Source organism: Endozoicomonas sp. Mp262, from assembly GCF_025643335.1.
In the GTDB taxonomy this organism is placed as follows: Bacteria; Pseudomonadota; Gammaproteobacteria; order Pseudomonadales; family Endozoicomonadaceae; genus Endonucleibacter.
Genome location: NZ_CP092489.1, coordinates 4,354,401 through 4,375,173, shown reverse-complemented (window position 1 = coordinate 4,375,173; position 20,773 = coordinate 4,354,401). Strand labels below are relative to the sequence as shown.

19 protein-coding genes and 1 riboswitch are annotated in these 20,773 nt (G+C 46.0%); of the genes, 8 read left to right on the top strand and 11 right to left on the bottom strand.

All coding sequences use genetic code 11. The features are described 5' to 3' along the window. The first annotated feature begins 153 nt into the window (after positions 1-153). Positions 154-1,581, top strand: coding sequence for a hypothetical protein (locus tag MJ595_RS19335; protein WP_263079707.1), 1,428 nt, complete (start codon positions 154-156; stop codon positions 1,579-1,581). Positions 1,582-1,639: 58 nt separating this feature from the next. Here MJ595_RS19335 and MJ595_RS19330 read toward each other — a convergent pair whose 3' ends face one another. Both MJ595_RS19330 and MJ595_RS19325 read right to left on the bottom strand, forming a co-directional pair. Further along, entirely contained in the window at positions 1,640-2,551 is a 912-nt protein-coding gene (locus tag MJ595_RS19330) for a rhodanese-related sulfurtransferase (protein WP_263079706.1), read from the bottom strand. A 15-nt stretch (positions 2,552-2,566) separates the two neighbouring features. Further along, positions 2,567-3,307, bottom strand: coding sequence for a glutathione S-transferase N-terminal domain-containing protein (locus tag MJ595_RS19325; protein ID WP_263079705.1), 741 nt, complete (start codon positions 3,305-3,307; stop codon positions 2,567-2,569). Positions 3,308-3,421: 114 nt separating this feature from the next. Between MJ595_RS19325 and MJ595_RS19320 the strand changes: the two genes are divergently transcribed. Both MJ595_RS19320 and MJ595_RS19315 read left to right on the top strand, forming a co-directional pair. Beyond that, on the top strand, positions 3,422-3,706 hold the full coding sequence (locus MJ595_RS19320; RefSeq protein ID WP_263079703.1) for a hypothetical protein: 285 nt from the start codon (positions 3,422-3,424) through the stop codon (positions 3,704-3,706). Positions 3,707-4,005: 299 nt separating this feature from the next. Further along, positions 4,006-5,475, top strand: coding sequence for a hypothetical protein (locus MJ595_RS19315; RefSeq protein WP_263079701.1), 1,470 nt, complete (start codon positions 4,006-4,008; stop codon positions 5,473-5,475). A gap of 434 nt (positions 5,476-5,909) precedes the next feature. Here MJ595_RS19315 and elyC read toward each other — a convergent pair whose 3' ends face one another. Together elyC and xseA are read right to left on the bottom strand one after the other, a co-directional pair. Then, positions 5,910-6,674, bottom strand: a complete 765-nt coding sequence (gene elyC / locus MJ595_RS19310) for an envelope biogenesis factor ElyC (RefSeq protein ID WP_263079700.1) — start codon at positions 6,672-6,674, stop codon at positions 5,910-5,912. An 18-nt stretch (positions 6,675-6,692) separates the two neighbouring features. After that, positions 6,693-7,991: an exodeoxyribonuclease VII large subunit gene (xseA, locus tag MJ595_RS19305; RefSeq protein ID WP_263079699.1), complete on the bottom strand. Its 1,299-nt coding sequence runs from the start codon at positions 7,989-7,991 to the stop codon at positions 6,693-6,695. 219 nt (positions 7,992-8,210) lie between these two features. Between xseA and guaB the strand changes: the two genes are divergently transcribed. Both guaB and guaA read left to right on the top strand, forming a co-directional pair. Then, positions 8,211-9,680: an IMP dehydrogenase gene (gene guaB / locus MJ595_RS19300; RefSeq protein WP_263079698.1), complete on the top strand. Its 1,470-nt coding sequence runs from the start codon at positions 8,211-8,213 to the stop codon at positions 9,678-9,680. 168 nt (positions 9,681-9,848) lie between these two features. Next, positions 9,849-11,426, top strand: coding sequence for a glutamine-hydrolyzing GMP synthase (gene guaA, locus MJ595_RS19295; RefSeq protein ID WP_263079697.1), 1,578 nt, complete (start codon positions 9,849-9,851; stop codon positions 11,424-11,426). Positions 11,427-11,520: 94 nt separating this feature from the next. Here guaA and MJ595_RS19290 read toward each other — a convergent pair whose 3' ends face one another. Genes MJ595_RS19290 through MJ595_RS19280 form a run of 3 tightly spaced genes read right to left on the bottom strand, consistent with a single transcriptional unit; the run spans position 11,521 to position 14,772 of the window. After that, positions 11,521-12,744, bottom strand: coding sequence for an anaerobic sulfatase maturase (locus tag MJ595_RS19290; protein WP_263079696.1), 1,224 nt, complete (start codon positions 12,742-12,744; stop codon positions 11,521-11,523). A 47-nt stretch (positions 12,745-12,791) separates the two neighbouring features. Next, complete coding sequence (locus MJ595_RS19285) at positions 12,792-14,600, bottom strand: sulfatase-like hydrolase/transferase (RefSeq protein ID WP_263079695.1); 1,809 nt, start codon at positions 14,598-14,600, stop codon at positions 12,792-12,794. 13 nt (positions 14,601-14,613) lie between these two features. Beyond that, complete coding sequence (locus MJ595_RS19280; protein WP_263079694.1) at positions 14,614-14,772, bottom strand: hypothetical protein; 159 nt, start codon at positions 14,770-14,772, stop codon at positions 14,614-14,616. Between the two features lie 158 nt (positions 14,773-14,930). Next, positions 14,931-15,103, top strand: a riboswitch (Lysine riboswitch). A 135-nt stretch (positions 15,104-15,238) separates the two neighbouring features. On the opposite strand from MJ595_RS19280, the gene MJ595_RS19275 reads away from it, so the two are divergent. Further along, the gene (locus tag MJ595_RS19275; protein WP_263079692.1) at positions 15,239-16,837 is read left to right on the top strand and encodes a Na+/H+ antiporter NhaC family protein; all 1,599 of its coding nucleotides are present in this window, start codon (positions 15,239-15,241) and stop codon (positions 16,835-16,837) included. A gap of 74 nt (positions 16,838-16,911) precedes the next feature. Beyond that, positions 16,912-17,340, top strand: a complete 429-nt coding sequence (locus MJ595_RS19270) for a CesT family type III secretion system chaperone (protein WP_263079691.1) — start codon at positions 16,912-16,914, stop codon at positions 17,338-17,340. Positions 17,341-17,771: 431 nt separating this feature from the next. On the opposite strand, the gene MJ595_RS19265 is transcribed toward MJ595_RS19270, so the two are convergent. The 4 genes from MJ595_RS19265 to MJ595_RS19250 are packed head-to-tail and all read right to left on the bottom strand — an operon-like array spanning position 17,772 to position 19,898. Further along, the gene (locus tag MJ595_RS19265; protein WP_263322427.1) at positions 17,772-18,425 is read right to left on the bottom strand and encodes an IS630 family transposase; all 654 of its coding nucleotides are present in this window, start codon (positions 18,423-18,425) and stop codon (positions 17,772-17,774) included. Continuing rightward, the gene (locus MJ595_RS19260) at positions 18,347-18,820 is read right to left on the bottom strand and encodes a helix-turn-helix domain-containing protein (RefSeq protein ID WP_263078037.1); all 474 of its coding nucleotides are present in this window, start codon (positions 18,818-18,820) and stop codon (positions 18,347-18,349) included. Before MJ595_RS19260 ends, MJ595_RS19265 begins: the two co-directional genes overlap by 79 nt. Positions 18,821-18,849: 29 nt before the next feature. Beyond that, positions 18,850-19,503 carry an IS630 family transposase gene (locus tag MJ595_RS19255; RefSeq protein ID WP_263322427.1) on the bottom strand — a complete coding sequence of 218 codons (654 nt, stop codon included), beginning with the start codon at positions 19,501-19,503 and terminating at the stop codon, positions 18,850-18,852. Further along, positions 19,425-19,898 carry a helix-turn-helix domain-containing protein gene (locus MJ595_RS19250; protein WP_263078037.1) on the bottom strand — a complete coding sequence of 158 codons (474 nt, stop codon included), beginning with the start codon at positions 19,896-19,898 and terminating at the stop codon, positions 19,425-19,427. Before MJ595_RS19250 ends, MJ595_RS19255 begins: the two co-directional genes overlap by 79 nt. A 160-nt stretch (positions 19,899-20,058) precedes the next feature. Here MJ595_RS19250 and MJ595_RS19245 point away from each other — a divergent pair, with 160 nt between their 5' ends. Further along, positions 20,059-20,751, top strand: coding sequence for a hypothetical protein (locus MJ595_RS19245; protein ID WP_263079690.1), 693 nt, complete (start codon positions 20,059-20,061; stop codon positions 20,749-20,751). The last annotated feature ends 22 nt before the right edge of the window (positions 20,752-20,773 follow it).

Below are 20,773 nucleotides of genomic sequence, written 5' to 3'. Positions count from 1 at the left end.
GGTAGGCTGCCGGTATGAATGTGAAGAAGGAGCCCTGAAAGCAGAACTTTACAGCAGAGTTAGTTTCTCTGACTATTTGAATAAGATAAACAGATTTAATGTCAACATCCTTATAAATCCGATCTTGCTAATAAAAAAATAAGGGTGTTTTAGATGAATAAAAAAGTAAATTTAATTGGCATTAAGCTGGTCGCTGGTGTCGTGTTAGCCTTATCCTGTGCATTGTCTTTAGTAAATTCTCTTTATGCAATGGACAGTCAGGATTCTTTTAACCAGAAGGTTAATGATAAAAAAGCATTTCAATGGGTTAAAGGTGAAAGTGATGAGATATTGTTAGCGGCAGGTTTTCCTGCGGGTCTGGTAGAGCTTGTTGAGAGTGATATCGAGGCGGGTGAAAAAAAAGAAAACGCTATTGGTATTTTTAAGGTTTGGTTTGATCAGTTTTCAAGTGTTTGCATCGGCCAGGCTAACAATAACTCTGATTTTTTTGTAGGAAAAACAAACGTTGATTCGGGGCTTAAGGCTCGTTGTGTGCTCTCTGATGGGTTGAAGGCAGACCGGTTTATTGCTTTGGTTAATAATGTCGAAAAGGCAAATATAAAGGAAACCCTATCCGCTTTTTATAATAAATATGTGGTTGTTGATATGGATTCCATAGATAACATGATGTCATTTTATGACAGTCCTTCTCCAGTTAAGCCCATAGAGTCTGTATACTTGGGAACTTTTTCTGTATCGGAGTTTTATCAGGCTGTAGAGGATGTTGATGGTGTCTTTGAACACACTTTCGGTGAATCAGCTAACAAGCTGAGTAGCTCAGACAGTAGTGTTGATCTATCAGTCTCCTATATTAATAAAACAAAACGTATCTATCAGGATGGGCGGGTAGTGGATCAACCAGGAAAAGGAAGCCTGTACGAAAAGGCCTGGAATGTTTCTGTGGTGTCCACGGCTAATCATCAAGGTGTTCTCTTGACAGAAACATTTGATAGAACATCGTTGCTCACTATTCATGATCATGTGGTTCTTCAACCTGTTGAAGGCTGGGCTATCGCTGAGGTGGATGTGTCTGGAGGAAGCAGGTTATGGCAGGAAGCAGACTATAAAACAGAATTTCCACAGATTGTAGATGGAAAAATGTATCATCGAAAAAAGTTAGAGCTGCTTGACCCCGGATTTAATACTCATATAAGAGCGGCCGCAGGTAATCTCAGAAAGTATCAGTCTCTCAGGGAAGGGGCAGATGTCTATAGTCATGACTTTAACCTTGCCTGGTTTTTTGGGGAAAAGCTTAATCCTTTAGAGCGGGGAATGAAAAAGCTCGAAACAGACCTTGAGATAAAAACTGTTGAACAGGTTTTGGAAGGACGGGAATATTCAATAGAGGATGGAGTTGTCAAGGTTGAGGCTCCCAGAAATTATTCCTATGTTTGGAGTTTTGATAACGAAAATATCAGTAAATATAATATTGGAAAAAGTGAAATCAAAGAAGGCCTTAAACTGGATGCTAACAAGGAACAACAAAGTGGAACAAGGTTCCGTTTTTATAACGAGGCCCATAGAGTCCGCCAAACGCATTGAAGAGGGTATTGAACCAGTAGAGGGGCTGTCAGCTGAGATAGTCTTGACCTGGTTATGGCTATTGCTTGCCCAGGTGAACACTACCCCGGGCTTTAGCCAGCTGTATTTGCCGTTCCCTTTCAGTAAAGCGTTTTCGCTGGGAGTCAGTTAGTTTGTGGTGGCAGTGAGGGCAGCAAACACCGGGGGTATAATAATGACTGGACTTGTCTGCCTCCGTGATGGGTTGGCGGCAGCCGTGGCACATGTCGTATTGGCCCTTTTCCAGTGAATGATTGATGGAAACCCGGTTATCAAAGACAAAGCATTCACCCTGCCAGAGGCTTTCCTGTTCGGGGACTTCTTCAAGGTATTTCAATATGCCGCCTTCCAGGTGGTAAACCTCTTCAAATCCCTGTTGCTTGAGATAAGCCGTTGACTTTTCACAGCGGATCCCCCCGGTACAAAACATGGCAATTTTTTTATGTTTTACCGGGTCCAGGTGTTCCCGAACATAACGGGGGAATTCCCTGAAGCTTGCAGTTTGTGGGTCCTTGGCGTTTTTAAAGGAGCCAATGGCGGTTTCATATTTATTACGGGTATCAATCACCAGCACGTCAGGTGAAGAGATCAGTGCATTCCAGTCCCCGGGCTTGATATAGGTGCCGGTGCTTTGGGCGGGATTGATGTTCTCAATCCCCATGGTGACGATTTCTTTTTTCAGACGAACCCGGGTTCTCAGGAATGGGCAGGTACTGTGATAGGACAGTTTACAGTCCAGTGGATTTAAACGGTGATCGGATTGTAACAGGGCAAGAAGGGTATCGATGTCTGCTTTCAGGCCAGCAACCGTGCCGTTGATGCCTTCCCTGGCCAGTAGCAGCGTTCCTTTAATATTGTGCTGCTCCATGGCTTGTTGCAGGGGCTGGCGTAGATCCTGATAGTTCTCCAGTGTAACAAACTTGTACAGGGCGCAGACTGCGATAGGCTTCATCAAAAGCTTGATCCTCTATTGAGCCTGATAGGTACGTTGAAGGTATTTAACAATAGCACGGGATTCAAAAAGTGCTGTATCGGTATTGGGGTCTTCCAGATAGGGTACCTGCACATCACCATGTTCTTCAAAGAAAAGGCTTCGTTTGGTGCCTGGTAGTGGCTTATAGGGCCTGATGCTCATTCGGAATGAGGCAGGTCCCATGTCTGCCCACTGCTGTTTACCGAGGTTTATTAGTAAGTAGGGTAATTCCAGTTCGGACAGTTGTTCACGAACCAGACGAGAATAAGGGCTGGACTCGAAGCTGTAGAGTTTTAAGGGTTTTTCCGGGATTCTGGAAGGCACTTTCCTGCTGCCGGCGTTAAGCCGGAGTGAGCTTGCCAGGCTGGAGCCAGCAAGATTCAAAAGTCCCGGGTTGAATTTGGAGGGTGGTTTTCTATCCGCATATTGACCAAAAAGATAGTCCATGATTTGACCGGTACGGGAGAGTTTTTTTTCAGTATTGGGGTCAACCAGGAAGGGGAGCCGACCCTTGGGTGTTTCCTGGAGAAAGCGCTGGCCATCTATAGGGCAGGGACGGATTTCCACATCCAGGTTTAGCTCTGTCAATGCCTCTCGTACCAGCCGACAGCGAGGGCAGGCTTCCCGGTCGTAAAGAACCAGGGGAAGCAGTGGTTGTACGGTGCTCTTACTGCTGGAAGTGCCTCTCCATAATCGGGTGGATGAAGCTAGTGTTGATGTAAACAGGTTTAACATTGTTAGAAGGTTCCCTTTTGTTTTGCTGCATAATAGTACTTAATTAGACTCAAGTAACATCTAAATCCCTGTTAACGGTATAATGGTGAACTCTACATTAATAAAGGTTGCAGTATGATGAAAAAAGCCGTTATGGCACTGGCTATTCTGGCCTGCTCAATAGGGCTGCCTGCCCATGCTGATTGGGAATCTATTAAAGAAAAGGCCCGTGCGCTGGGCGATGAGGTGGTTGGCACAACAAAAGAAGCCTGGGATGATAGCGAAGACTGGCGCTCGGATATGATGGACAATGCTGAGGAATGGGGTAAGGAAGCTAGGGATAAAGGAAGTGACCTGATTGATGCCGGAGAGAAAAAACTCAATGGAATGATGGAATCAAAGACGACAGATAAAGACTGAAAAGTGCTGGATACTATGCAGCCCTGAAAGCAAGAAGCTATATGCCCGAGGGCAGGTATTAACAGGATAAATAAGCTGATAAGCATGGATGCTGCGTGTAATAAAAAAAATAATGCTGGCTGGAAAGGTTTTAGTGTGACTGCTATAACTGCCTGATGAATTAAATACAATGGATTGAAAGCCTGTCGAGCTGATTGAATGAATATGGCTTTATAATTATTTTAATAGAGTTTCTTCTGCTTTTTTTGTTGATGCTGACTGTCTTTTTGGGGGTTCTTGTTCTTATGAGGGCTGTGCAAATGAGTCATATAAAACAATCTTTTTTATTCTTTTTATGTGTTGTTTTTTTACCCTTTAGTGGACTGCTTGCAGCAAGTCCCCCCGAATTTCAATGGGTATCCAGTAAATTTGAAAGTTTATTCCAGGCTATGTCTGAAGTGGATACTGGTATGCTTGTTGTACCTCATCCCGACCTGGATAAAGAGGAGGCTAATCAACAAAATCCTGAACCAGTGTGGAAGCCAAGAGTTAAAAATGAAGAAGAGGAAAAAGCATTTAAAGCTGACTTTGTAAAAACCATGATAAAAACTCATGATTATGTCTGTTTCGGAAAAGATCCGGCAAAAAATGAATTTTTTTATGGGATTCTTCAGTTAGATGCTAGTGAGCAAGGTGCCGTTTGTTATTTTAAAAATAGGGATGGGCAGGAATATAAGAGTGATGGAGAGTCCGATACGCTGTTAGTTCGTTCTACGGTCGCCAAATGGGAAAGTTTACTGATGAAATCAGGCAAGGCCGCGCCTGGTGATCAAATAATGTTTGATTCAGTTGATTTTTATACAAAGCTTTTACCGGAAGGCAAAGGCAGTCTTTTAAAATCAGGAGATGAAAAATTTCTTGGCACTCATATGGTACTAAAAAAACATAAAATGCCCGGGGTGCACAGAAAGGAGAAAGATAAGGATACTGTTGAGGATGTTAGGGGTGGGTACTCTGAATTTAAACCTATTGAGGAAACGGCATCAAGCCATAGTGTTAAATTTGAAATAGTGATTGAAGCGGAGTCCATGGATCTTCACAAAGATCCCGCAAGAAACCCTTACTATGTCGTCGATCACTCGGCACGATGGGTTGTTGCCGAGAAAGTATGGTGTACGGATAACAGGTATCCTGACTGGAATATAGTAAAAAGCTATAGAGAACCTTTTCCGGAAGGATTTATTGATCGTCATGAGGTCTATAACCGGTATATGGTTTTGCCTTTTCTTGCCACTGAAGGGGATGCCAAAAGACTGGGGCTAACATTAACCGATATGGAATATTTGGTATCCCATGCCTATGCTGATTTTTATGTTGTTATTCGACTTAATGAGAGTCGTTCGTCACTAGGGGCCTGGGATCCTAATCTGGCATTTGCCCTGGGTAATAAATTAATAAAAGATGACTCCGCTGAGAAGAGAACGATGGATATTAAAGAAGAAAGTCTTAAGAAGATGGTTTCTTCCCATGGTACTGTGCATCGAAATAAAGCATTTGTACTGGTTACCGAAGCTAAGCTTGGGTTTAATCCTAATGAGCAGGGGCGAGAACAAGAGATCATAAACTATGTGCAAAAGGAATTAATGACAACAGGTGAAGATATCGAAAAACAGGCTCAGCTTGCAGGAAAGGAAGTGAGGGTGACAAAGTTGGATGATAAATCAAGAAGTTATTATCAAAGGATTGGCAGGAAAAAAGTTTCTGATGATGATGGGGCTGCTAGGCCATAGCATGGCTAGAAAAGAGGGTTGGTATTATAGCCTGGATGTTTATTGGCTGATTATGAGTCAATATCACAATATTGACTGTATAGTCCGGCCTGAAAAAAATTCAGGCCGACTTTTAATATTGTGCATAAACTCACCGGTATCCAGAGGAGAAGTCTGGATTGTGGAATAGTGATTACTTTTGCCTTTTCCTTGGCGGCTTTTTTTTCACCAGCTCTGACTTGATAAACGTAGAAAGCTGGTTAAGCACTTCTTGCAGCTTGTCCAGTTCCTGGTTTAATTTGACCTTTTGCATACCTCTTCCTCTGTTATTGTTATGCATGATGTAGAGGTAAAGATGTTTGACATGAATGAAAACCTCTAATGTCAACAAACTATTCTATATCTGGCTTTTTATTACAAGTAAAAAATCATTGTCGCATATAAAATACAGCCAATTAGAGTAGCCAGTTACTGAGTTTTTGCCACCATAGTCCCATAGTTTCACGCCAGAAAAGTTCAGTTTGTTCAAGGTTCCTGGCGTTGGGGGCATATCTCCAAAATTGGCTGATATCACTATCACTGCCAAGGAATTCAGTGGGAGCCGGTATAGGCTGCAATCCTTGTTGCTGAAAATCTATCATGGCCCTGGGCATATGACTGGCAGAAGTCACTAAAACCAGTCTTTTGTTGCCCACAACAGCAACCGCCTGGGTGGCTTCCTCCAGGGTATTGCGAGGCGTTTCCAGAAGAATTGTGTCATCCGGGTTTATCCCCGCCAGGGACTGGGCCGCTGTTGCCATCATACGGGCCTGGCTAATGGATGTCCCCCCTTTGTAACCCGACAGAATCAGCTTTGCTTCAGGATGTAAGCGGAGAATTCGAATGCCTTCCGTCAGGCGTACCAATGCTGTGCGGGACAGCCTTGAGGTGATGGGTTGGTGGTTATCCATAACATGGCCATGACCCAGAATCATAATATAGTCAACGGGCTGTGTGGATGGAATATAGCCTTTATATTGCCGTTCCATATGAGCCAGCAGAACTGAAGAAACAGGTTTCAGGGAGGCCAGAAAAATGCCTGTAAAAGCTATAAGTATAAGCAGTGAGGCAATGAACTTATGGCGGGTAAACCAGAGCACCAGCAGGCCTGTTAGCCCAATAAAAAGCATAAAAGGCAAAGGCATAAGAAAGGCGGCTATGGTCTTTTTTAGTGCAAACATAGGGTTTGCCTCACGTTTTCACTCGTGTATTTGATCTACTGTGCAATCAGCAGAACCTTTATGCAAGCGAAGGGTGATTTGGTTGCCTAGTTGCAATTGGTTGGCACGGGAAATGATCTGTCCCTGTTTTTGGGTTATAGAATAACCCCGTGCCATTGTCGAGAGCGGACTCACTAGATGAAGCTGGCCGGAAAGGTTTTGCAGCTTTTGTTGTTGGGTTTCCAGTTTCCTGCTGATCTGGTTATGGAGGGTTTCTTCAAAGTGGGTTGTTTGTAGTTTAATCTGCCCCAGCTTGGCCACTGGAGAGAGTTGCACCAGCTTATTGTGATGCCGCTGTAAATCAGCTTTTTTTCGCTCCAGCTGTAGACAGAGAGCCTGTTGCATTCTGATTTCCAGGTCATCCAGTCTTTGGCTATGCTCCCGTAACTGATCCCCGGGATGCCTTAGACGCTTGCTGATACTGTGCAGTTGATGCTGGGCCATTTGTAATTTATGAAGAGTCATTGTGGTTAGTTTTCTGTTTAATAGATTAACTCTTTCCAGCAGGGTCTTTCGGTCAGGACTGAGTATTTCAGCGGCAGCAGAAGGGGTGGGGGCGCGGTAGTCAGCCACAAAATCCGCAATGGTAAAATCAATCTCATGACCCACTGCGCTAACAACAGGGACGGGATGTTTGGCAATGGCCCTGGCAAGGGCTTCTTCATTAAAAGGCCAGAGATCTTCCAGTGAACCGCCGCCCCGGCTAAGGATGATAACGTCAAAATCGGCTTTTGAGGCGGTGTTCAGGGCCTGTATTAATTGTCCGGTGGCTTCATTGCCTTGGACAGGGCTGGGAATCACAGTGACTGGAATAAAAGGCGCCCGCCGTTCAAGTACGGATAGAATATCCCTAATGGCTGCTCCGGTTGGTGAGGTAATAACACCAATATGCTTTGGATAGGCTGGCAGCTTTCTTTTACGCTCGCTGTCAAACAGGCCTTCCTGGGCCAGTTTTTTCTTAAGCTGTTCAAAAGCTTTCTGTAAGGCTCCGTTGCCTGCTTCCTCCATATGGTCAATGATTAACTGGTAGTCTCCCCGGTTTTCATACAGGCTGACCCGGCCACGGATCTGCACCAGCATCCCTTCTGATGGAACAAACCTTAATGATTGATTGCGGTTACGGAACATGGCACAGCGGATCTGTGCCCGCTCATCTTTTAAGGTGAAATACCAGTGGCCGGAGCTGGGACGTGCCAATGAGGATATCTCACCCTCCACCCGAATGTTATGGAAGCTGATTTCCAGTAGTCGCCTGGCCTGGCTGTTCAGTTCACTCACTGACAGAACCTGGGCTTCAGGCGGCTGCGGTGTTGGGGTAGTGTGCATGCCGGTAATGTCTCTTTGAGGGTGTGTTGAAGGTTAATATTAAATGGGGAATGGTTGGCTATGAAAGGTTTTGATGGTGTTGTGAAATATTTTCTTTTGGTCTTTCCTGAAGATGTCTTATTTGTTATGCTTTCGCGAATTTTATCCACCATTCTCACCCGGTAATTGGCAATGCTAAGAATTGCTCAAGACGCACTTACATTTGATGATGTTCTCCTCCTCCCTGGTTATTCCGAAGTCCTGCCCAAAGATGTCTCCCTGAGTACCCGCCTGACCCGGGACATCGAGCTGAACCTGCCCCTGATCTCCTCCGCCATGGACACTGTTACTGAAGCCCGCCTGGCCATTGCCATGGCACAGGAAGGGGGGATCGGTATTATTCATAAGAATATGACGGTAGAGCAGCAGGCTGCCGAAGTTCGCGCAGTGAAGAAGTACGAGAGTGGTGTTGTTAAGGATCCCATTACCATTGATGCCTCTGCATCCGTTCGGGATCTGCTGGAACTGACCACCCGTCATCGGATTTCCGGTGTGCCCGTGCTGTCCGGACAGGATCTGGTGGGCATTGTAACCAGCCGTGATATGCGTTTTGTGGTTGATCTGGGAAAAAGTGTTTCCGAGATTATGACGCCAAAAGAGCGTCTGGTAACCGTTCGGGAAGGTACCAGTCAGCACGATGTGCGCACACTGCTGCATCAGCACCGTATTGAGAAGGTGCTGGTGGTGGATGACCAGTTTGGTCTGGTGGGCATGATGACCGTAAAGGACATCAAGAAAGCCCAGGATTACCCCAATGCCTGCAAGGACCAGCAGGGGCAGTTGCGTGTAGGTGCTGCCGTAGGTACAGGTCCTGAGACGCCGGCCCGGGTAGCCGCACTGGTTGAAGCCGGTGTGGATGTCATTATTGTAGACACCGCCCATGGCCATTCCAAAGGGGTTATTGATCGCGTGAAGTGGGTCAAGGAAACCTACCCCCAGGTTCAGGTTATTGGTGGTAATATTGCCACGGGAGCTGCTGCCAAGGCTTTGGCTGAAGCAGGTGCAGATGGCGTGAAGGTGGGCATTGGCCCCGGGTCTATTTGTACCACCCGAATTGTTACCGGTATTGGTGTTCCCCAGATCAGCGCCGTGGCCAATGTGGTTGAAGCCCTGAAAGGTACCGGGGTTCCGGTTATTGCTGACGGCGGTATCCGTTACTCCGGCGATATTGCCAAGGCCATTGTAGCCGGTGCTTCAACGGTGATGCTGGGCAGTATGCTGGCGGGTACCGAGGAAGCACCCGGTGAAGTGGAACTCTACCAGGGACGTAGTTATAAAGCCTATCGTGGTATGGGTTCCCTGGGAGCCATGGCGCAGGCTTCCGGCTCCAGTGACCGTTATTTCCAGACTGCTGAAAACGGCGCAGAAAAGCTGGTGCCGGAAGGTATTGAAGGTCGTGTCCCTTATAAAGGGCCTTTGTGTGCCATTGTTCACCAGATGGTGGGTGGATTGCGTGCGGCGATGGGTTATACCGGGTCTGGCGATATTGATACCATGCGCACCAGGCCGGAGTTTGTCCGGGTGACCAGTGCCGGTATGAGTGAATCCCATGTCCATGATGTCACCATTACCAAGGAAGCGCCTAACTATCGCGTAGGTTAAGGTTTCCCGCCACTTTGTAATTGCAGAGCTGGCAGTGATTATAAGCATTGTTCAGGGGCCGGGTTAAACCCGGCCTCGCCATATTTTATCCAGAAGCGGTCTTAAGAGGCAGCCTTAACGGTTAAGGCTGCCTCTAAAAAGCGGCTTCCCAGTCTATCGGTAGAAAAGATGTCCCAGGATATTCATGCTGAACGCATATTGATTCTTGATTTTGGTTCTCAGTACACCCAGTTGATTGCAAGGCGTATCAGGGAAATCGGTGTTTACTGTGAGCTGCATCCTTATGATATGGATGATAAGCGCATCCGGGAATTTAACCCTAAAGCGGTGATTTTATCCGGAGGCCCTGAGTCTGTGACCGGTTCCGATAGCCCCAGGGCTCCTGAGCTGGTATTTGACCTGGGTGTACCTGTGCTGGGTATTTGTTATGGCATGCAGACCATGGCTGAGCAGATGGGCGGTGCCGTTTCTTGCTCAAATCTCCGGGAGTTTGGTTATGCCCGGGTGGATCTGGAAGGAACTGTTCGTCTGTTTGATGGCATTGAAGACCATGTGGATGAAACGGGTAAGCTGAGCCTGGATGTCTGGATGAGTCATGGTGATAAAGTATCTGCCATGCCTGCCGGCTTTGTTAAGGCAGCTTCCACGCCATCCTGCCCGATTGCGGCCATGGCCTGCGAAGAGAAGCAGTTCTATGGTGTGCAGTTCCACCCGGAAGTGACTCATACCAAGCAGGGCTACCGGATTCTGGAACGTTTCGTGGTTGATATCGCCGGTTGCCAGCGCCTGTGGACACCGGGCCAGATTATTGAAGATGCGGTTCAGCGGGTGCGCGACCAGGTAGGTAACAAGCAGGTGTTGCTGGGCCTTTCTGGCGGTGTTGATTCCAGTGTGGTTGCGGCACTGCTCCATAAGGCCATTGGTGACCAGCTGGTTTGTGTTTTTGTGGATAATGGTCTGCTGCGCCTCAATGAAGGGGATCAGGTGATGGCCATGTTTGCAGAAAATATGGGTGTTCGCGTTATTCGTGCTGATGCAGAAGCGTTGTTCCTGAACAAACTGAAAGGGGTTAATGACCCTGAGCAGAAGCGCAAGATCATCGGTAACACCTTTATTGAGGTGTTTGATGAGCAAGCAACAGCCCTTAATGGTGTTGATTTTCTGGCCCAGGGCACTATCTATCCGGATGTCATCGAGTCCGCCGGTGCTGAGTCTGGCAAGGCTCATGTGATCAAGTCCCACCATAATGTGGGTGGCTTGCCGGAAGATATGAAAATGGAGCTGGTGGAGCCTCTGCGCGAACTGTTCAAGGATGAGGTGCGCAAAATTGGCCTGGAACTGGGATTGCCTTACGATATGGTATACCGTCATCCATTCCCGGGTCCGGGACTGGGTGTCAGGGTGCTGGGTGAAGTGAAGAAGTCCTATGCGGATGTTCTGCGCCAGGCGGATGCCATCTTTATCGAAGAGCTTCACAATGCTGACTGGTATCACAAGGTGAGTCAGGCCTTTGCGGTTTTCCTGCCGGTGAAATCAGTGGGTGTTGTGGGCGATGGTCGTCGCTATGAGTATGTTATTGCGCTCAGGGCTGTGGAAACCATTGACTTTATGACCGCTCGCTGGGCACACCTGCCTTATGAGTTACTGGAGAAAGTGTCCAACCGGATTATCAATGAAATTGAACAGGTATCCCGGGTGACCTACGACGTTTCCAGCAAGCCACCGGCCACCATCGAATGGGAATAGTTTTTCCTGTCTCATAAATAGCTTTAATTGAGATCCCTCCTTGCCCCGGGCTCTGTTCCGGGGTAGTCATGTTAATAATTACTGTCATTTCTCATCAAATTTCGCGTTGGCGCAGAAAAGTCATCATTTCGCCAGGGACTCTTCCGGATTGAATCAGTCGACCTAATCCATCCAGGTAAGGAGCCATATGACTGAATATCTTCCTGTAAGCAGGGCAAAGGTAACTGATACCCCACTGGCTATGAGCGCTTTTCACAAACCGGTGCTTAGGGCAGTCTCCATGACAGGCGGGCCTGACTTCACAACTGAGGCAGGAGGGTGGAAGTGTTGTCAATTTGGCATTGCCGAATTGTTGCTGTGCCTCTGATTGTATGAGTTGGCGAAGCGGCGTCTGCATAATATTACCCAGCTTGTGTTCCGGGTAAACGTAATGATCACAGGAGTAAAGGTCACCATTATGCTCAAGGGCAGCAGCCATGCCGCATGTTGGTGAAAACTGGCATAGCCCTGCTCCTGCGCCAAGCCAGTTACCCAGTGCCACCTCAAAGAACTGGACAAAAATCTTACCGATATCGTTCCGTACCCAATAGTCAAAAAGTGTTGTATAGAAGGTGGCCAGCTGCTGTGGCTCTACACTCCATGGGGTGATGCGGTAATTGTCAGGGGTGGAGCCATCACAGGGTGGAGGTGCCAGCTCTAATCCCTGCTTGAGGGTAGTCTGGTCCGGCAGCCGCTCAACAGCCGGTATAAACTGCATATGTCCATCACCTATTTGGCTGAGAAACCGATAGACTTTAAGGGGGTATCGTGCGTTGTCACTATTGATAACGGTAAGGGTGTTAAAAGGCACCCGGTGCTTTTTTAGCCGCGTGATACCGGACATTACTTGCTCAAAAGTGGCTTTGCCATTGCGTTTTATTCGGTAGCGGTCGTGTAATGCCTTCGGGCCATCAATGCTCACTCCAACCAGAAAATCATGGTGCTTTAAAAACCGGCACCATTCATCGGTGAGAAGTGTGGCATTAGTCTGAAGGCTATTGGTGACGTGTTTGTTTCCGGCATATTTCTTTTGCAGCCTGATGATATTTTTAAAGTATTCCACTCCCAGTAAGGTGGGCTCGCCACCCTGCCAGTTGAAATGACACTCGGGGCCATCATGGCACTCAAGGGACTGTTTGATAAAGCTTGCCAGTACTTCCGGTGGCATGCGCCAGTTTTTTTGGTGGGGGTACAGGCTTTTTTTTTCCGTATAGAAGCAGTAGCTACATCCCAGATTACAGCGAGACCCGGAGGGTTTGGCCATGACTTGAAACTGCATATTACCTTTGCCTTATTGAAATGATGTTTTTCCCACCTGGGCAGCATTTAAAGACTAAAGCTTTCTATGGCCCAATTCACGCCACTTATATCGGGAAGGTGGAAGCCATTGTCATTACCCACTTCACTGTCAATCAGCCGGTTGAGTTTGTCATTCATTGCCAGAAGCAGTTCCTGATTTTGTGTTTTCATAGCCAGGTTATCCATTTCAAACGGATCGTTATCAAGGTCATAGAGTTCTACGTCATTGGCAGCGAATATTTCATTGATGGTCTTGGGCTGGTTATGCTCACGGGAGTTAAAGTAACGGCTTAATTTATACCGGCCATCAAAGACCGTTCTGATATTGGATCGTTTTTTTATGTCAGGTTTGGGTATGTTATCCAGGGTGACTTGTTTACCCGCCTCTATTAGTTTGGCGATACTGCCAATCCAGTTTGCATCCATAAATGCCCACATACTGTAACAGTAGAGTGCGCCCTCACGGATAGCATCAAAGGGGGCATTTTCAGGGTTGTTTAATAATGGAGAAATATTTTGCCCTTTAAGCCTGCCAGAAACGGTTTTGCTTTGATTGGAATCTGCCCCGGTCATTGCCAGAATGGTCGGTACAATGTCGTTATGGGCAGTCACTGCCTTGCATTTTCTGCCACCGGATATATCCGGGTGATAGATAACAAAGGGTACGTTATTTTGTTCCCGATAGGCATTTGCCCCTTTGCCGGACATGCCATGGGCGCCTGCCAGCTCACCATGGTCAGAGGTCATGATAACAATGGTGTTATCCAGCAGATCAAGGTTTTCCAGCTCTGTGAGAATGGCATCCACTGAACGGTCATTGTCACTGATGCAATTCAGGTAGTTGTCCTGCAACCTTTGCCAGCGTTCATCCTGATGAGGTATCTTGCCGCATAGCATGGCCATGGATTGCTGGTAGTCCTGGTGAGCCTTGGGTCTCCCCGGTTCAGTCATGGATTGATTGCGACTGGGTGAAAGTGGTACGTCCCAGTGTTTGCTGTATATCTCATCATCAGGGTCACCTTGAATATCGAACATCATTGGACCGGACTTCTGAACCTTTTCTCCGGGTTTGTCTGTGTTATAGAACATGATGTCATGGGGATTAACCAGGCTGATGGTTTTGAACCAGGGCTGTCCTGCTTTGTTCAGTGCTTTGCCTTTTTGCCTTAGCCATGCCTGGGATGCTGCCGTCACATACTGATCCGTGAGGTAGCCAAATTGAGCGGCACCTGCCACATAATTAATACCGGTAAAGTCGGAAAAACCATGCCGCTCCATAATATCATGATCGGCCCTGGGTTCAGGGTTTCCCTCATTGGCGTGTTCGTGGAGTGCTTGAGTAAGATGCCACTTCCCTTGATAGGCGGTGTAATATCCGGCTTTCCGCATCATATGGCCAATGGTTGGAATATCGAAAGACATATCATTAACCCAGGGAAAGTCGGTATTGTCGAACATCCGGGTATGCTGAACATGCTGGCCGGTGAAAATCACTGAGCGGGAAGAGGTGCACACCATTGAGCAGGCCTGGTGGTTTTCAAAGGTTGTCCCCATGGCTGCCAGGCGATCCCTGCCTGGCCAGTGTCCTTTCCCCACCAGTTCGGGAAGATAACGCTCCTGATCGGTCATTAGAAAAAGGATGTTATAGCGCTTGGATTTAAGCGGAGTATTGGGCGGGAGCTTTCCAATGTAGGGGGTTGTGGAAGCCTTTGCTGGTGATGCTCCTCCTATGCTTCCCATACCAAGGGCCAGTGTGGCTAACCCTGCTGCTCCAAGAAAGTCCCGTCGGGTTATCCCGGTATTATTCTGTTCACCGGGTTTATCAAACTGACTCATCTGCCCCCCCCCTTCAAAAATAGCGTAAACCGGCTTGTAAGTCGCTGATAGGCTTATAAAAAGTATGGGTATAGCATAATATCCTGAAAGCACATTTTTCACCCCTCTTTTCAGCACCTTTACCCTTTCCTGATACGGTATTTATCTTTTTTAAGGTGGGGATATCAAACATTCAAAGTCTGTTATTTTCGCTTCCGGGTTCAGTGGTGTCGGCCTCCCGCCAGCTGAGGTCGTCCTGGGGGATGAGTTGTATCTTGTGATTTAATGTGCATAATAATGCATAATCAGACATGGCAGGAGCGGATATTCTTGCTATTATCTGGATGTGATCCTCTAGGTAGAGGCGCGCTGTTGATCAGTAGTACGGATAAGGGTGACGCCCGTTGAGTCCGGTTGAAAGGCAACAGCGCCGAAGCTGATTGATTTGTCAGGTCAGTCCGCTGGTGGTGCATTGAAGAAGTGTATCACTGTCGCAGTTTTTACTGTGGAGAGCTACCGGGTACCAGAAGAAAAGCACATTCCCAGATGTGTTCCTCCCTGCCTATCCTTCTGCCTCCTGATCCGATACCGCCAATTGTATACTGATAACTGATAAGGATATTTAGTCATTGGTCTGGCATGCATGACGAGATCAGTTTATGGAACTATTGAGCTATAGTGACTCTGCCCTTTCCCTGGTGACGCCTGCCGTTGCCATCCTGCTTGCGGTATTGACCCGCAAGGTTTTGTTATCTCTCGGTGCGGGTATTGTGGTGGGTGCTTTACTGCTCACTGGCCTTAACCCACTGGATGCCTTGGCTTATATTGCCCGGGGCTTTGTTGAGGTCTTCTGGAATGATGGCTTTAACAAAAGCAGCGTCTTTATTCTGCTCTTTCTTTTATTATTGGGTGTTATTACCAGCCTCATCAGCCTGTCTGGTGGAGCCAGGGCTTTTGGTGACTGGGCCAGAGCCCGCGTCAAGACCCGTCAGGGCTCGCAGCTGCTGACCGTGTTGCTGGGTATCCTGATTTTTATTGATGACTATTTTAATAGCCTGGCCGTAGGTAATATCAGTCGTCCCCTCACTGACCGCCACCGGATTTCCCGGGCCAAGCTGGCTTACCTGATTGACTCTACGGCTGCACCGGTTTGTGTGCTGACACCGGTATCCAGCTGGGGCGCTTATATTATTGCCTTGATTGGCTCTATCATGATGTCCCATGGCATAACAGATATGAGTGCAATTGAGGCTTTCCTCAATATGATCCCCATGAATCTTTATGCAGTATTTGGTTTGGCCATGGTATTGGCAACAGCCTGTTTGGATCTGAATGTAGGCTCCATGCGCAGTCATGAAGACAGGGCTCATGCTGGCGAATTATATGACTTGTCCAAGGGAACGCCTCCAGGTGCTGCCCAGTTGGGAGACCATGAGCGGGGTCGGGTTTCTGATCTGGTTGTGCCGATTATAGCGTTGGTATTGGCCACCCTGGGGGCATTAATCTGGACAGGTGCCCAGGAGCTACAGGAGCAGGGTTCTGCCTTTTCTGTATTGGGAGCTTTTGAACATACCGATGTGGCGGGTTCCCTGGTGTATGGGGCTGTTATAGGCCTGGTGTTAACCGCTGGACGTATGCTGATGAGCCATAACCTGAGTGGTTCGCTTTGGTATAAGGCGGTGGCTGAGGGTATTCACTCCATGTTGCCAGCTATTTATATCCTGGTTTTCGCCTGGGTGCTGATCGGTGTTATTAGCAATATGGAAACAGGCCGTTATCTGGCCAGTCTGGTGAGTGATTCCGTTGATTCGGGGTATTTGCCTGTGATCCTGTTTGTGGTCTCTGGCATTATGGCCTTTGCCACCGGCACCAGCTGGGGGACTTTCGGGATTATGTTGCCCATTGCTGGTGATATGGCGGCGGCTGCGGATATAACCATGATGCTGCCCATGCTGGCGTCAGTGCTTGCCGGTGCAGTGTTTGGTGATCACTGCTCGCCTATTTCCGATACCACGATCCTGTCTTCAACCGGGGCGTCCTGTCATCATATCGATCATGTGACCACCCAGCTGCCCTATGCGCTATCCATTGCCCTGGTCTCTGTTTGTGGTTATCTGGTGATGGGAGTGACTGACTCTGTTTTTACAGGCTTTATGGCGGCTCTGGCTGCATTCCTGGTAGTGGTTACGATCTTTAGAAAATTGTCATCCACCAGTGTGGTCAGGGTGAATCGTTCCGGGGCACTGATAGAAGACTGATTCAGCTACACTGAAAGAGTAATGACTCTTTTCTTAAGGCATGGATGCCTTTATCTCTCCGGAGCAGGGATGCTATGAGCTTTGACACTGTAATGAAATCCTTTGCCAGCCAGAATGATATGGATGAGCTGGATTTCCGTGATAACACTTATTTCCTTACCCTTGATGATGCCATTGAAGCTGCCTGTTTTCAGGCCAATGGCAATTGCTACATACATGGAATATTAGCTTCTTTGCCCGAAGGTAATAGTGCCCGGGAGCAGCTACTTGTGGATCTGTTAAAAACCAGCCTGGCGCTTATTTACAGTCATCGGGTCAGTTTATGCCTTGAACCTGATGGCAAGCAGCTGGCTCTATACCTGATTCGTCCTTTGCGTGAATTTGATGAGATTGAACTGGAAAATGCCCTGATAGAATTTATTAATGCCTACGAAGTGCTCAAGCAGGTTATCGATCAGCAACAACGTTTTACCGCTTCAGGGCCTATGATGTTGATGCCCTAAGGACTCTATACGGAAACGACCTGACGGTGTTGTACTCGTCAGGTATAGTTTCTCAATGGTTCGCTTATTTTTCTTATGTTTACTCCCTCTTCTGGTTTTATCCTGTGACTCCAGGTCATTCCCTGACTATTTTTTAAATGAATATCAGGCGCGGATATGAGTCAGTTTATGGCACGGATTGTTTCAGAAGTGACCTATAATTGAACCTGGAAGCTATTACAGCAAGCGGTTTCCAAGCATACTAAAATCTGGCAAAACAACTTTCTAGAGTGTGGATTGCTTCCGGTTGATAGCAGGAAATACTAGTATCTAGGCCGCTAATTAGCAACTAAAGTTAGCATGAGGAGCCTTGTATGAAATATGGTTTTCTTTTTCTTTTTCTTTTTCCTTTTTATTCTTCCTAAGTAGTGTATAGATTGCTTTCGAATAATTTAACCATCCAGTCGGACAGTATTAGAAAATGAGATCATATACTCCTCTCCAAATGAAAAAAGCACCCGTTCAACTTCTTTTTCAAATTCCGCAAAGCTCTTGATTGACAAGAGGTTGAGCCATTCATACTTTATTTTCCTCCACAGGATTTCAATCAGGTTGAGCTCAGGTGAATATGTTGGCAGAAAGCAGACCAGCAATTTCTTTTCAATCATCCAGTCATCAATTCTGGCACAAAACTTTTTGCTGGTGTGAATGCTGGCATTATCCACCATAACTACCGTGTAACGATCATTTGAGCTGTATTTTTCATCTGCCATTTTCTCTGCAAAGTCATCAAAGGCCGCAATCACCGTATCGCTATTCACTGAACCCACAACAGGATAATGAAATAGCTCACAGCTTCGGTTCATAAACCCCAGTACGTTGATGCGTTTACTTTTGACTGATGGTATTCTGAGCTGCTTTCCTTTTTCCTGCCAACCGTATGGCACACAAGGTTCCTGGGTAAAGCCGGACTCATCAAAATAAAATAAATTGATTAACCCTTTGCTCTCGGCTTCCTGGGCATCTTTCAGAGCAGTTTTACAGTCATGGAATTGCTCTTCGTCCCGTTTATGTTTGCATGATTTACGGAGTCTTTTGTAAACCAGCCCTGCTTTTTTACAATGTTTGCCAGAGTAATTTTTGATGAAGATTTACCGGTTTCATCCTCGATCTTGGATTTGACATACGATAAGCGACGAGGCTCTTCAGCCACTAATTCTTTTATGCGTTGCACTTCGGATTCGTCATATATGCACGGCCTACCGCCACCATGCCCCTTGTACAAGGCACGAATACCATATTCTTCCCAATCATCAATCCACTGAGAAGCAGTTTGATATCTAATTTCAAGTATTTCGGCAATTTGCTCAAGGGTAAAGCCACGATTGCTCAATAAAAGGCTATGGGCTCTTTCCCTTATACATCTCAGAGGTCCGTAGTGTTTGGCGAATTTCAAAGTTAATAAAACAGCTTCATCAGTGATTGTAGTGACGTACTTCATAAGTAGTGTATAGATTGCTTTCGAATAATTTAACCATCCAGTCGGACAGTATTAGAAAATGAGATCATATACTCCTCTCCAAATGAAAAAAGCACCCGTTCAACTTCTTTTTCAAATTCCGCAAAGCTCTTGATTGACAAGAGGTTGAGCCATTCATACTTTATTTTCCTCCACAGGATTTCAATCAGGTTGAGCTCAGGTGAATATGTTGGCAGAAAGCAGACCAGCAATTTCTTTTCAATCATCCAGTCATCAATTCTGGCACAAAACTTTTTGCTGGTGTGAATGCTGGCATTATCCACCATAACTACCGTGTAACGATCATTTGAGCTGTATTTTTCATCTGCCATTTTCTCTGCAAAGTCATCAAAGGCCGCAATCACCGTATCGCTATTCACTGAACCCACAACAGGATAATGAAATAGCTCACAGCTTCGGTTCATAAACCCCAGTACGTTGATGCGTTTACTTTTGACTGATGGTATTCTGAGCTGCTTTCCTTTTTCCTGCCAACCGTATGGCACACAAGGTTCCTGGGTAAAGCCGGACTCATCAAAATAAAATAAATTGATTAACCCTTTGCTCTCGGCTTCCTGGGCATCTTTCAGAGCAGTTTTACAGTCATGGAATTGCTCTTCGTCCCGTTTATGTTTGCATGATTTACGGAGTCTTTTGTAAACCAGCCCTGCTTTTTTACAATGTTTGCCAGAGTAATTTTTGATGAAGATTTACCGGTTTCATCCTCGATCTTGGATTTGACATACGATAAGCGACGAGGCTCTTCAGCCACTAATTCTTTTATGCGTTGCACTTCGGATTCGTCATATATGCACGGCCTACCGCCACCATGCCCCTTGTACAAGGCACGAATACCATATTCTTCCCAATCATCAATCCACTGAGAAGCAGTTTGATATCTAATTTCAAGTATTTCGGCAATTTGCTCAAGGGTAAAGCCACGATTGCTCAATAAAAGGCTATGGGCTCTTTCCCTTATACATCTCAGAGGTCCGTAGTGTTTGGCGAATTTCAAAGTTAATAAAACAGCTTCATCAGTGATTGTAGTGACGTACTTCATAGGGAGAGGGATTTAAAGACCAGTACTCTCTTTATAATAGAGTAAATGTATCATTCAATAGCTATCTGATCGTTAGATCAAGAAGTAGATTTCTCGTACTGGCCGAACATCCAGTTTATTTGAAACCAAACTATGACCTACTTATGTTTTTTCAGCTTATGTGATTTCAATTGATAATCCATCTTTTTTTGCATTGAAATATGTTTTTAAAGAGTATGAAAGTTCTTTGTATCTTTTGAGTCGAAGGTTATTTGAGTGTGCTTTTGTTGAAAAAAATATATATAGAAAGAATGATTTTAAGGGGGGTGATGGTTGTATTTCTGGTCTTTATGAAGGTCATGAGGCTTCATCTGACAGTATTGTTTTTTTTAGAGATGGCTTATGTTATAAGCTTGATTTTGATAAAAAAGAAGAAGTTATGATGTTGGTTAAAATTCAAGAAGAACCTAAATCTACGAAATGTATTGAATTAGATGGTAGTAGGATAATTTTAGAAAAGGAAGGTGAGTTTGACGATAAAGTCGGAGAAAATTTTAAAGTCATTAACGCTTATGATCTTATTGAGGATGATGGCGAGCCTGATTCGTTAGAGTTTTATATTCCCGATGAAGAATTAGAATGGGATAATTATGGTTTTTTTGAGGACGAGGATTTAGTATGGGATGATTGTGGTGTTGTTTGGGTGGGTGAAAATGCAAAGAAAAAAGCTTTATATGCTCCAGATAAGCATATAAATAAGAGTGCTAAGGAGTTTTTTCAAAATATTACAGGAGGTAAAGGGAGTGGCAAAAAATATAAAAATGATGAGGTGTTAAAGGATTTTTTTATAAGATGTCTTGGGAGCACAGGATGATATTTTTATTAAAAATAATATA